At 62.3% G+C, this 14,107-nt stretch carries 2 protein-coding genes; both read right to left on the bottom strand.

The genetic code is table 11. The features are described from left to right. Positions 1-752: 752 nt before the first annotated feature. Complete coding sequence (locus CLU80_RS23320) at positions 753-1,709, bottom strand: alpha/beta hydrolase (RefSeq protein ID WP_099758498.1); 957 nt, start codon at positions 1,707-1,709, stop codon at positions 753-755. Between the two features lie 75 nt (positions 1,710-1,784). Beyond that, positions 1,785-14,105: a non-ribosomal peptide synthetase gene (locus CLU80_RS23315; protein ID WP_099758497.1), complete on the bottom strand. Its 12,321-nt coding sequence runs from the start codon at positions 14,103-14,105 to the stop codon at positions 1,785-1,787. Between the last annotated feature and the right edge of the window lie 2 nt (positions 14,106-14,107).

Below are 14,107 nucleotides of genomic sequence, written 5' to 3'. Positions count from 1 at the left end.
CGGCACTTCGCTGAGGCTCAGTGTTCCCTCGCTACGGTGTCCATCCGGGGGCATCGCCTACGGTTTGCTTCGCTGCACCTCCTCTCGATGTATGCGGCTTCGCCGCACGGCGCTCCGCGCCTACCCCCCGGATGAACACCTCCGCTCGGCCTGCCGATGGGGCAAAAGATCAAGAGCCAAAGCCAAAGCCAAAGCAAGATCAAAAGCTAGATCAAGAGCCCCTCACCCTAACCCTCTCCCGGAGGGAGAGGGGACTGATCGAGGTGTTTGGGAGAGGTACGCCGACGTGCAATACCGCGTTGAACACAAATTTTGAAAAGCTCACCATCGGCTCCCTCTCCCTCGGGAGAGGGCTGGGGTGAGGGGCGAATCCAACACAAAACCACAGCCGACCGCGCTGTGCTCTTCACCACTCAACAGGATGAGCGTTAGCTCGGCTGCAGCTCTTGATCTGTAAGGCGACATCGGAAGGCTGAGTGGAGGGATTGATCCGGGCGTGGGAGCGCAGCGACCGTTTGGCGAAGCCAAACACAGCGAGAGGAGGTGCAGCGAAGCAAACCGTAGGCGCTGCGCCCGGATCGATCCCGCAGCGAAGGAACCCCGAGCCCCAGCGAGCGGGCCGCACGTAGGAGCAAGCGTTTTTGGTTACTTTTTAGGCGTTTGTAAAAAGTGACCCGCCGTAAGGGCGGAACCCCAAGGAGCCGTTACCGCAGCAACGGATATTCACCCAAAAACCACCCCCCCCCAAAAAATCAAACCAACACCCGCGCCAACGCCCGGCTCAGGCGTTCATGCACCCGCAAAACATCAGGCATCACCGAAGCCATCCGCAGCAGATCATGCGTCAGCCCGGGACAATGCTCAACCTCAACACTCACCCCCTGCCCCCGCAACTTATCAGCGTAAGCCTGCCCCTCATCAAGCAACGGATCAAAACCCGCCAACAACACAATCGCCGGCGCCACCCCCTGCAGATCCTCCGCCAACAACGGCGAAAAACGCCAATCCAGATAATCTTCCGGACTGCGAGCGTAATGCTGATAAAACCAGTCAAGCGTATCGCTCTCCAACAAATACCCCTCGCTGAACAACAACCGCGAATCGTGCACGCGCGAAGCATCGGTCACCGGATAGCACAACAACTGTGCCTTCGGCGCGATGGCCACAGTATGCGGTTGCACCACCGCCTGAATCGCCAGCACCGTGGCCAGGGTCGCACCGGCACTATCACCACCAAACACCACGCGCGAGGTATCAAGGCCAAGGCTCACAGCGTTTTCCGCCAACCACGACAAAGCGTCTTCGCCATCCTCCAGTGCCGTTGGAAAACGATGCTCCGGGGCCAGTCGATAGCCGACCGACAACACCGCACACGGCGTGCGCTGGCAAAACTCGCGGCACACACCGTCGTGAGAGTCGAGGCTGCCGACAACAAAACCACCACCATGGAAATACACCAGCACCCGCATCGGCGAGACCGCAGCATTGGGTCGATACAGACGCAGTGCCAGCGGCGCACCATCACGTGCCGACGTGTCGATTTCGCTGACCAACAGGTCTTCAGGCGCCGGCCAGCGCAGTTGCGCCGTGGTCTGTTCGAAAGTCGCGCGGGCTTCGCTCGGGGTCATTTGGTGCATGGCCGGCAGGCCGGCGTCCTGGCTGTCTTGGGCCAGATCGAGGAAGGCTTCCAGATCAGGGTGTAACGACATCGCTAAAATCCTTGTATCGGCAAAAAAAGGGGCGCGCCGCGGCAGCGCCCCCGAAGATGACTGAACGCGTGGCGATCAGCCCGCGCGTGCCATGCAATGTTCGATCAACGCTTCCAGCTCACACTGGTAATCGCTCATCAAGGCATCCATGGTGCCGGCGCGATAGCGCTGGCTGCTGTAGATGCAACGCAAGGCCAACTGACCGTCATAGACCTGGCCGACAATTTCCAGCCAGTTGCCCAGATTGGCTTTGAGGCTGTAGTTGTCACCGGTTTCTTCCAGCGCCGGCACCAGCAGCGCCTGCTCGTCGAAGCTCTGGTCGAATTGCCCCAGGTAGTTGAACGTGACCCGCGCTTGCGGCAGCTCGGCCAGTTGCCTCGACACCTCAGCGCCTGCCAGATGCCGCAACACGCCATAGCCGATGCCTTTCTGCGGGACTGCCGCCAACTGTGCCTGCACATTGACGATCGACTGACCGATGTCGTCGCTGTCCGGGCGCAAACGCACCGGGAACATGCTGGTAAACCAGCCGAGGCTGCGGCTCAGGTCGATGGACTCGAACAGGTCTTCACGACCATGGCCTTCGAGCAGGATCAGCGCCGACGGTTGTTGACTCCAGCGGCACAGGGCACGGCTGAGCGCCGACAACAGCAGGTCGTTGATCTGCGTGCCATACACCGCCGGGGCCTGTTTGAGCAGTTGTTCCGTGTGCTCGCGGGACAATTTGAGCCGCGCCTGTGCCTGCTGACGCACGAGGTTTTTGCCGCGCAGGTTGTCGCATGGCAAATCGACGCCCGGCTGATCCAGTTGCTCCAGCCAATACCCCAGTTCCTGCTCGGCAATCACCGGCGCCTGCGCCTGCAAGGCTTCGGCGAACGATCGGTAACTGCTGGTGCGAATCGGCAGTTTCGGCTGCAGCCCCTGCACGCACGCCTCGTACGCCACTTTCAAATCATCAAGCAGAATTCGCCACGACACGGTGTCGACCACCAAGTGATGAATCACCACCAGCAGGCGCGCCTGGCCATCCGGCAAGGCGACGTGCATCACTCGCCAGACCGGCCCGTCATCGAGTTTCAAGCTGCGCTGGGCAAGGTTGGCCAAGGCTTCGACCTGCTCGCTGTTGTCCGCCTCGCGGCGCCAGAGCAACGTCTCGCCCTGTTCACTGAGGTCGCAGTAACGCTGCATCCAGCGCCCGCCTTCGTGGGAGAAACGCAGGCGCAACGAGTCGTGATGTTGCGCGATCCAGCCCAATGCCTGCTCGAGTGCATCGAGGTCCAGCGGCTGGCGTGCACTCAACAGCAATGACTGGTTGTAGTGATGCGCCTCGGCCATGCCTTCGGCAAAGAACCACTCCTGAATCGGCAAGAGATTGAACAGGCCCTCGGCGGCCACGTGCGTGACGTCCGTCTGCGGTTGTGCCGTGCCTTCCTTCGCCGCTTCCTGCTCGACGATGCCGGCGATGGTCTGATAACGCATCAGGTCGCGCAGCTTGAGATCCATCTGCAACGTCGGGTGGTTTCTGACGCGGGAGATCACTTGCAAACTCAGAATCGAATCGCCGCCCAGTTCGAAGAAGTTGTCGCTGATGCCCACTTGTTCGACCTGCAGCACCTGCGCCCAGATGTCCGCGAGCAGGCTTTCCTGCTCGTTGCGCGGGGCGACGTATTCTTCGGTTTTGAATTCCGGTTCCGGCAGCGCCTTGCGATCGAGCTTGCCGTTAGGCGTTACCGGGAAAGCGTTCAGGCAGACGATCTGCGCCGGCACCATGTATTCCGGCAACGAGGCGCGCAGGCCCGCCTTGAGTTCATCGCCGATGTCCTCGCCGCTTGCGGTGACCACATAACCGATCAGTTGCTTGCCCGAGGCATTGTCGCGGGCGATCACCAGTGCATCGGTGACCGACGGCAACTGGCGCAGACTGGCCTCGACTTCACCCAGTTCGATGCGGAAGCCGCGCACCTTGACCTGATGGTCGATGCGGCCGACGTAATCGACCACACCGTCGGCGCGTAAACGCACCAGATCGCCGCTGCGATACAGGCGCTCGCCCGCCGCGAACGGGTTGGGCACGAAGCGCTCGCAGGTCAGGTCCGGACGGCCGTGATAACCCCGGGCGACGCCATAGCCGCCGATGTACAGCTCACCGGCAAAGCCTGGCGGCAGCGGGTTCAGGTCTTCGTCCAGCACGTACAGCGAGCGCGCGCCCACGGCACGGCCGATCGGCGCGTACGCCGCTTCGCAATGCTGGCTGACCGGGACTTTCCAGAGCATCGGTGTGACCACGGTTTCGGTCGGGCCGTAGCCGTTGGTGAAGTACTGCGGACGCAGCGCAGCCTTGACCTGCTCGAAGGTCTGATCCGGCACCGCGTCACCGCCGAAGCAATAGATGCGCACGGGTGGCGGCGCAATGCCGCTGGCCGCCGCGTACTCGGCCAGTTGCTTGAGATAGGCCGGCGGGAAGCAGGCAATGGTGATGCCGTAGTCGTGCAGCGCCTGATAGGTCTGCTCCGGTGTCCACAGGCAACCGTCGCGAATCAGCAGACGACCGCCGCTGTACAAGGTGCTCAACCAGCGCTCATGGGCCCCGTCGAAGGCGAACGACATAAAGTGCAGCTCGCAACTGCTGGCGTCCATTTCGTACAGCTCGGCGATGGCCTGACAGTGCATGCTCAGCGGGCCTTGGGTCACCGCGACGCCTTTCGGCCGGCCGGTGGAACCCGAGGTGTAGACCAAATAGGCCAGGCCCTGCTCCTGCACGCGACGTTCGGGGGCGTGGTCGGCGTAGCGGCTTTCATCGAGGTGATCGATTTCCAGGCGCAGCAGGCCTTGCGGCGCCGGCAACGTGCTGCGCAGACTGCTCTGGGTCAGCAACAGCGCCATGCCGGAATCTTCGATCATGTAGGCCAGACGCTCCGGCGGATAGTCGATGTCCAGCGGCACGTACGCCGCCCCGCTCTTGAGCACGGCGAGGAAGCTCACGACCATTTCCAGCGAGCGTGGCAAGGCCACGCCGATCACCACTTCCGGCCCGGCGCCGTGTTCGATCAGGCAGTGCGCCAGTCGATTGGCCCGTTGCTCGAGTTCGGCGTAGGTCAGGTTCATTCCGGCGCATTGCAGGGCGATGGCCTGCGGCTGCTGTTGCGCGTGACGGCTGATCAGTTCCGGCAACAGCGCGGCTTGATGGGTGTGCGTCGGCTCGGCGCTCCAGGCTTGCGCCGCTTGCCATTGCTCGCCGCTCAGGCGCTGCAAATTACCGAGGCGCTCGTACGGCGCCGCCAGCATCGCGGCGAGGGTGTTTTCCATGGTCTGGCGAATACCGACAACCGCCTCGGCGCTGAAGTGGCTGCGCAGGTACAGGTATTCGATCGACAACTCGTCGCCAAGCATCACCGCGAGGTCCATCGGCACGTTGGTCACGCCATGGCCGATGGATTTGCCGAAGGTCAGATCGGTGTCGTTGTCTTCCTGCAAGCGATCGTCGATCGGGAAGTTTTCGAACACCACGATGCTGTCGAACAACGCCTGCCCACCGAGGCTGGACCAGCGCTGTACATCCGCCAGCGGCGCCTGGGAATAATCACGGATGTCGAGGTTGTAGGCCTGCACTTCGCCCAGCCAGTCAGCCAGACGCTGATCGGCTTGCGGGGTCTGAATGATCGGCAAGGTGTTGATAAACAGACCGAGCATGTTGCCGACATTCGCCAGACTTTCCGGACGCCCCGACACCGTGGCGCCAAAGGTCACCGTCTGCTGCCCGGTGTAGCGTTGCAACAGCAGCAACCATGCACCCTGAATCAGCGTGTTGGGGGTGATGCGCAGGTCGCGACAGAACTGCAACAGCCGCGCGGTCTGCGCTTTATCCCAGTTCGAATAGATCGCATCGTGACCGGCGACATCGGCGCTGTGGCGCGGGTGCATCGCCTGGCTCAGTGCCGTCGGCTCGTTGACCGCCGCCAGCCGCGCCTTCCAGAACAGCTCCTGAGCGTCCTGATCCTGCGCCTGCAACCAGGCGATAAAGTCGCGGTAACGACCGTTCTCGCCGATGATTACGCCCTTGGCGTAATACTGCAGCACCTCACCGAACAGCCGCGAACTGCTCCAGCCGTCCATGAGGATGTGGTGGCTGGTCCAGATCATCTGGTACTGATCGTCGCTCAGGCGCAGCAGGGTCACCCGCAACAAACGCGCATCGACCAGATTGAAACCGAGCGCACGGTCATCGCTGGCGAACTCGGCAATCAGTTCTTCACTGGTTTCGCGCTCACGCCAATCGAGCACCTGCATTTGCAACGGCGCATGGCGATGCACCACCTGCAACGGTTTGGCCAGGCCGTCCTGCCAATGGAAACTGGTGCGCAGAATCGCCTGACGGGCGATGACAAATTCCCACGCCTGACGGAAGCGCTCCACGTCCAGGCCCTTGATCGGCAGGCTGACCTGTTGCACGTAAAGGCTGCTGCCGTTATCCGACAGAGTGTGAAAGAGCATGCCTTCCTGCATCGGCGACAGCGGGTAGACATCCTCGATCTGGTCGGCCGGCACCGGCAACGCATCGAGCTGCGCCTGATCGAGTTGCGCCAGCGGATAATCCGCCGGCGCCTCGTCGGTCGACGACTCGAGCGCAACCACAGCGGCGAGCTTCTGCACGGTCTGCTGCTGGAACAGGTCTTTGGGGGTGAAGCGAATCCCCTGCTGGCGCGCACGGCTGACCAGTTGAATCGAGATGATCGAATCGCCGCCCAGCGCAAAGTAGTTGTCGGTCACGCCGACCCGTTCGATCTTCAGAATGTCCTGCCAGACCTCGGCGAGTTGCTGCTCCAGCGGCGTCGACGGCGCCACGTATTCGCGCTGCGACTGGCTGAGGTCCGCTGCAGGCAAGGCTTTGCGGTCGAGTTTTCCGTTGGGGGTCAGCGGCAACTGTTCGAGGAACAGCCACAGCGCCGGCACCATGTAGTCCGGCAGATGCGCCTTCAACGCGGCCTGCAGCGTTTCACTCAAATCATCCAATTGTTCGAGGCTGAGGCTGCTGTCACTCGGCACCACATACGCCACCAGTTGCTGACCGCTGTGGCCATCCACCGCCAGCACCACGCCTTCGCGCACGCTGTCCTGAGCGAGCAGACGCGCTTCGATTTCACCCAGTTCGATGCGGAAACCGCGCACCTTGACCTGATGATCGATGCGGCCGACGTATTCGATCCGGCCGTCATCGCTGAAGCGAGTAAGGTCGCCGGTGCGGTACATGCGTTCGCCGCTGCTCGAGAATGGATTGGGCACGAAACGTTCGGCGGTCAGGCCCGGGCGGAACAGGTAGCCACGGGTGATGCCGTCGCCGGCCAGATACAGCTCAGCCGCCACGCCCAGCGGCGCTTGCTGCAATTGACCGTCGAGCATATACGCCGTGGTGTTGACCAGCGGCCGGCCGATATTCGCCTGACCACCCAGTTCGCGGCGGGTGCAGGTCGAATAGGTGGTGTCTTCCGACGGCCCGTACAGGTCGTAGACGTGCGCCACCGCCGTTTCGCGGTAGAGCGTGTCTACCAGGCTCTGCTTCAGTGGCTCGCCGGCGAGGTTGATAATGCGCACGCCCGGCGGAATTTGCCCGGTGCGTTGTAGCGCGGCAATCGCCGACGGCACGGTGTTGATCAGGCGCACCTGATCGCGCTCGGGCAAGTCCGGCAGTTCCAGGGCATTGCGCGCCATGACGATCGAGCCGCCGCGTGCGAGGGTGACGAAGATCTCCCACACCGACAGGTCGAAGCACACCGACGTCGACGCCAGCCCCCCTTGCAGATCGTCTTCGCTGTAGACCTCGGCGGACCAGTGAATCAGCGCCTGCACGTTGCGATGGGCAATGGCCACGCCTTTCGGCTTGCCGGTAGAGCCGGAGGTGTAGATCACGTAGGCCAGATTGGCTGAATCCCCGCGCGCAGGAAGATTGTCCGCAGGCTGCTCGGCAAATGCTGCACCACCCGCCTCGACCAGCACCACCTGCGCATCGGTCTGCGGCAGTTGCGCCAGCAGCGACTGCTGCGTCAGCAATACTTTCGCCTGACTGTCGTCGAGCATGTAGGCCACGCGATCCGCCGGGTAATCCGGGTCCAGCGGCACATAGGTGCCACCGGCCTTGAGCACCGCCATCAGGGCAATGACCAGCTCCGCCGAACGCGGCATCGCCACGCCTACACGGATTTCCGCACCGACACCCAGTGCGACAAGATGATGAGCCAACTGGTTGGCGCGTTGATTGAGCTCGGCATAGCTCAGGGCGAAGCCGGCATGACTCAGCGCCAGTGCCTGCGGATGTGCCGCGACGCGACGTTCAAAACTTTGCGGGATCAACCGCTCAGCCGGATACGCGGCCTGATGGTCGTTCCATTGCGCCAGGGTCTGGCGTTCGGCGAGTGGCAACAGGCCGATCTCACCGAGCAGACGCTGCGGCGCCTCGATGAATTGACGCAGCACTTCTTCCAGATGCCCCGCCAGACCTAGCACGCTGCGTTCGGCAAAGTGTTCGGTGAGGTAGTTGAAGTCCAGGTTCAAGACATCGCTGGCCCCGGCGATCAGGGTCAGGCCGTAGTTGGTTTGCTCGCGATGCTCCAGGCCAGCGAAACGCAGACCGCCCGGATTGGCTTCCAGCGCTTCGGACACCGGATAGTTTTCAAACACCAGCAAGGTGTCGAACAACGCTTCGCCGCTCAGCTGGGCCAGACGCTGGATGTCCTGCAACGGCGTCTGCTCGTAGTCGCGCAGCAACAGGTTTTTGTCCTGCACGCTGCGCACCCAGTCGCCGACGCTGAGCGTGGCTTGCGGGCTGGCGATCACCGGCAAGGTGTTGATGAACAGGCCCAATTGCTGCTCGATGCCCGGCAGATCCACCGGACGTCCGGACACAGTCGCACCAAAGGCTACCGTGGCCTGGCCGGTGTAGCGCTGCAACACCAGCAACCACGCGGCTTGCACCAGACTGTTGAGGGTCACTTGCTGCTGACGGGAGAAACCGTTCAGGCGCTGAGTGAAGGCTTGGTCGAAATGCAGGCGATGCATCTGTTTGCCAGGCCCCGGCACGGTACGCCCGTGACAGGCCGAAGCCAGTCGGGTCGGTTCGTCCAGTGCGGCCAGTTGTCCGCGCCAGAATGCCTCTGCGCCCGCCTTGTCCTGACCTTGCAGCCAGACGAGGAAGTCGCGATAACGGCCCTGCGCGCTTGGCACCGGCTGACCGGCGTAATCCTGCAACACCTCGCCAAACATCCGCGAGTTGCTCCAGCCATCCATGAGGATATGGTGGCAGGTGAAAATCAGGCGATGGCGATCATCGGCCGTGCGCAGCAGGCACAGGCGCAGCAGCGGCGGATTCTGCAGATCGAAACCGCGTGCGCGATCAGCCTGCGCCCGCGCTTCGAGCACGGCCGGCAAGTCCGCCATACCGCGCACATCGACTTCGGGCATTTCCAGGGTCAACTGGCGATTGATCACTTGCAGCGGCGCATCGAGGCCATCGCGGCCCCAGATAAAACCGGCACGCAGCACTTCATGGCGATCCACCACGCGCTGCCAGGCCTGCTGGAAACGCGCCACGTCGAGGCCGTCGATATCCAGCAGCATCTGATAGACATAGGCGCTGGCATCGGCGTCGTACAGGCTGTGAAACAGGATGCCTTGCTGCATCGGCGCCAGTGGATAGATGTCCTCGATGCGCTGGGCGGCGATCGGCAAGCTATCCAGATGCGCCTGGGACAACCCGGCCAACGGCACGTCCGATGGTGTCAAACCACCGCTCGGATGGCTCAGGCAATGGTCGATCAACTCGCCCAGCGCCACTTCGTAGGCGCGGGCCAACGCGTTGATGGTGCTCTCTTCGAAGACATCACCGCTGTAGGTCCAGGTCAGGCTCAACTGCCCCTGATAAACCCGGCCATCGATGGTCAGCCAGTTGGCCATCGGCGCGTTTTCGTCCTGACCGGCGCCCTTGTCTTCAGTGGCCGGCACCCACAGGGCGTGTTCATCGAAGTTGTTGTCGAACTGGCCGAGGTAGTTGAACGTCACCTTCGGTTGCGCCAGTTCGTTCAAGACCCCTTGCGACTCGGCGCTGCCCAGATGACGCAGCAAGCCATAGCCGAGGCCTTTGTTCGGGATCGCGCGCAGTTGTTCCTTGATGCCTTTGATCGAAGTTTCCAGACTGGCGTCCGGGGTCAGGCGCACCGGGAACATGCTGGTGAACCAACCCACCGTGCGGCTGAGGTCGACGTCATCGAACAGGTCTTCGCGACCATGGCCTTCAAGCTGCACCAGGGCGCTATCGGTGTTCGTCCATTGGCACAGCACGCGGGCCAGCGCGGTCAGCAGCAGGTCGTTGACCTGGGTGCGATAAACCGCAGGTGCCTGTTGCAGCAACTGGCGAGTGCGTTCGGCGTCGAGACGCGTATCGACGCTGCGCTCGAAACGGTTGCTCAACTGGCCATGCGGGTTGTCCAGCGGCAGTTCGACCGACTCATCGCGCAGTTGCCCGCGCCAGTAATCCAGTTCGCTTTCCAGTTCAGCGCTACGGGCATGCTTCTGCAGACGCTCGCCCCAATCCTTGAACGCGCTGGTCTTGGCCGGCAGACGCACAGCCTGACCGCTGCTCAGTTGTTGATAAGCGCTTTGCAGATCTTCCAGCAGAATCCGCCACGACACGCCATCGACCACCAGGTGATGGATCACCAGCAGCAGACGCTGAGTGGCGTCCGGCAAGTCAACCAACACTGCACGAATCAGCGGACCATCGAGCAAATCGAGGCTGCGTTGCAAGTCCAGGCACAGCGCTGGCAATGCTGCGCTGTCGTCCAGGGTGACCGTGCGCAACAAGGTTTGCGCCTGATCCGCCGGCGCGTGGCTCTGCTGCCAGCCATCGTTGGTTTGCCGGTAACGCAGGCGCAAGGCGTCGTGGTGGCGCTGCAACTGCACCAGCGCCTGCTCCAGCGGCGCCGCGTGCAGTGCGCTGGCCGGGGTCAGCAGGATCGACTGGTTCCAGTGATGCCGCGCCGGAATGTCGCTGTTGAAAAAGTAATGCTGGATCGGTGTCAGCACTGCGTCGCCGAGCACTTCGCCCTGCTGCATTTGCACCGCGTCGCTCTGTTGCGCGACGGTCGCCAGACGTTGCACGGTCTGATGCTGGAAGATGTCTTTGGGGGTGAAGCGAATGCCCGCCTGACGCGCGCGGCTGACCACCTGAATCGAAATGATCGAGTCGCCGCCCAGCTCGAAGAAGTTGTCGTTGAGGCCGACACGCTCGACCTTCAACACGTCCTGCCAGATCTCGGCCAGACGCTGTTCCAGTTCGTTGCGCGGTGCGGCATAGACTTCTTGCGCCTGCGCAACTTCCGGGTGCGGCAGTTGCTTGCGATCGAGTTTGCCGTTGGCCGTCAGCGGCAGGCGTTCAAGGAACGCCCAACTGACCGGAACCATGTAATCCGGCAGGGTTTCGCGCAGATGCGCCTTGATCGAATCGCGCAGTGTGCCCTGCCCTTCGGTATCCAGCGCCTCGTTGGCGACAATCCAGGTTGCCAGTTGCTGGCCGCTGATACCGTCGACCGCCAGCACCACCGCTTCGCGCACGTCGGCGTGCTTGAGCAGTTGCGCTTCGATTTCGCCAAGCTCGATACGGAAACCGCGAATCTTCACCTGATGGTCGATCCGCCCGATGTACTCGATCACCCCGTCGCCGCGCAGCCGCGCTAGGTCGCCGGTGCGATACAGACGCTCGCCGGCCTGCGGATTGAAGGGGTCTGGCACAAAACGTGTGGCGGTCATGCCGGCCTGATTCAGATAACCCCGGGCCAGACCGGCACCGGCGATATACAACTCACCGATGCAACCTTGTGGCACCAGGTTCAGCGAGCCATCGAGCAAGTACCACGACAGGTCGACAATCGGCTCGCCAATCGGGCTGCTATGGCTTTGTTCAAGATCGGCCATCGACAACGGCCGGTAGGTCACGTGCACGGTGGTTTCAGTGATGCCATACATGTTGATCAGCGTGGGCGCACGGTCGCCGAAACGTTCGAACCACGGGCGCAGGCTCTGCACTTCCAGCGCCTCGCCGCCGAACACCACGTAGCGCAGAGCGTTGTTGCGCGATGACTCGCTGGCGACCTGCATCAAGGGCTTGAACGCCGACGGCGTCTGGTTCAACACGGTGACGTTTTCATCGCACAGCAGCGTGTAGAAATCCTCCGGTGAACGGCTGACGTCGTGGGGCACCACCACCAGTTTGCCGCCATACAACAGCGCGCCGAAAATCTCCCAAACCGAGAAGTCAAAGGCGTAGGAATGGAACAGCGTCCAGCTGTCCTGCGGGCCGAAATCGAACCAGTGTTCGGTGGCGCTGAACAGCCGCATGACGTTGCCGTGCGGCAGCAATGCGCCTTTCGGTTTACCGGTGGAACCGGAGGTGTAAATGACGTACGCCAGACTGTCCGGCGAGGTCAGGCATGGCGGGTTGGTTTCATTGCCGGGCTCTGGCGCCTGATGCAGATCGAGGCACGCCAGCCCCGGTGGCACCGGCAGTTGCGCGAGCAGATGACCCTGGGTCAGCAGCAGCTCGATGCCGCTGTCCGCGATCATGTAGCTCAAGCGATCATCCGGGTAGCCCGGATCCAGCGGCACATAAGCGCCACCGGCCTTGAGCACGGCAAGGATGGCAACAATCATGTCCAGCGAACGCTCGACCGCGACACCAACACGCACGTCCGGGCCAACGCCACGCGCGATCAACGCATGCGCCCACTGATTGGCGCGGCGATTGAGTCCGGCGTACGTCAGGCGTTGCCCGTCGTACGTCACGGCGATCGCGTCGGGATAACGCTCGGCCTGCGCTTCAATGGCTTGGTGAATGCACTGCTCGAGCGGTTGCTTGATGCGCTCGGGATTCCACTGCGCCAGCAATTGTTGCTGCTGGCCGGCATCGAGCATCGGCAACTGGCCAATGCGCTGGGTCGGCGCGGCGACGATGGCCTGCAACAGCGCATTCCAGTGTTGTGCCAGACGCTCAATGGTCGCGGCGTCGAACAGATCGGTGGCGTATTTCAGTACGGCTTCGATGCCATGGGCTTGTTCGGTGGTGTTGAGGGTCAGGTCGAACTGCGCGGTCTGGCTCTGCCATTCCAGCGGTTCGATGCTCAGGCCATTCAAACGGGTTTCGACACTCGCGCGGCGCTCGGCCTGATGGTTGAACATCACCTGGAACAGCGGGCTGTGACTGAGGCTGCGGCCCGGTTCCAGTGCTTCGACCAGTTGCTCGAACGGCAAGTCCTGATGGGCCTGCGCTTCTTGCGCGGTCTGTTTGACCTGACGCAGCAGATCGACAAAGGACATCTGCCCATCGATGTCGGCCTTGAGCACCTGAGTGTTGACGAAGAAGCCGATCAGCCGCTCAATCTCTACCCGGCCACGGTTAGCATTTGGCACGCCGACGCGGATGTCAGCCTGACCGCTGTAGCGATGCAATAAGGCCTGGAACGAGGCCAGCAAGACCACGAACAGGGTGACGTTTTCTTGCCGGGCGAAGGCTTTGAGCGCGTTGCTCAGCGCCGGATCGAGAATCAGGTTGTGGCTGGCGCCGGCGAAGCTTTGCTCGATGGTGCGCGGGCGATCCATCGGCAGTTCCAGCACCGGTTGTTCGCCACCGAGTTTCTCTTGCCAGTAGGCCAGTTGCCGCTCCTGTTCACCGGCCTCCATCCACTGCCGCTGCCACAAGGCGTAGTCGGCGTATTGAATCGGCAGCGCCGGCAGACCGGCGTCGTGATCGAGGTTGAAACCGGCGTAGAGCTGCACCAGTTCCTCGATCATCACTTGCAGCGACCAGCCATCGGAGACGATGTGGTGCAGGGTCAGCACCAGCACATGGTCATTGGGGCTGACTTGCAGCAGCGCTGCGCGCAAGAGCGGGCCGTGCTGCAGGTCAAAAGTTTTCTGGCTCTGGGTCTGCACGAACGCCTGGATCGAGGCATCCGCGTCGTTGGCCAGCTCAGCGCTCAGTTGATGGATCTCCAGTGCAAAGGGCCCTGCAGGCAGGACCACTTGCAAAGGTTGCGCGGTTTCCTGGGAGAACACCGTGCGCAAGGTTTCGTGTCGTTCGATCAGCGCCTGAACGCTGCGCTCCAGCGCGCTGACATCCAGCGGACCCTGCAAACGCAGGGCCGTCGGAATGTTGTAGGCCGCACTGTGCGGCGCCCACTGCCAGAGAAACCACTGGCGCTGCTGAGCGTAGGACAGCAGCAACGGCTCTTCAGCCGTGCGCTTGAAAACCGGGGCAATGTCAAAGAGGTTGACGCCTTTCTGCTTGAGCAGAACCGCCAGAGCCTTTCTTTGCTTAGCCGAAAGTTGTCCTACCGACTCGATTAACTCTTGCACGC

Origin of the sequence: Pseudomonas sp. 29, from assembly GCF_002754355.1 — a bacterium.
GTDB classification, from domain to species: Bacteria; Pseudomonadota; Gammaproteobacteria; order Pseudomonadales; family Pseudomonadaceae; genus Aquipseudomonas; species Aquipseudomonas neuropathica.
Note: the sequence above shows the minus strand (reverse complement) of the source record. Positions and strands in the feature narration are given on the sequence as shown.

Coding starts and splice junctions, on each gene's coding strand:
- CLU80_RS23320 (WP_099758498.1), bottom strand. CDS start 1,709: ATGTCGTTACACCCTGATCTGGAAGCCTTCCTCGATCTGGCCCAAGAC.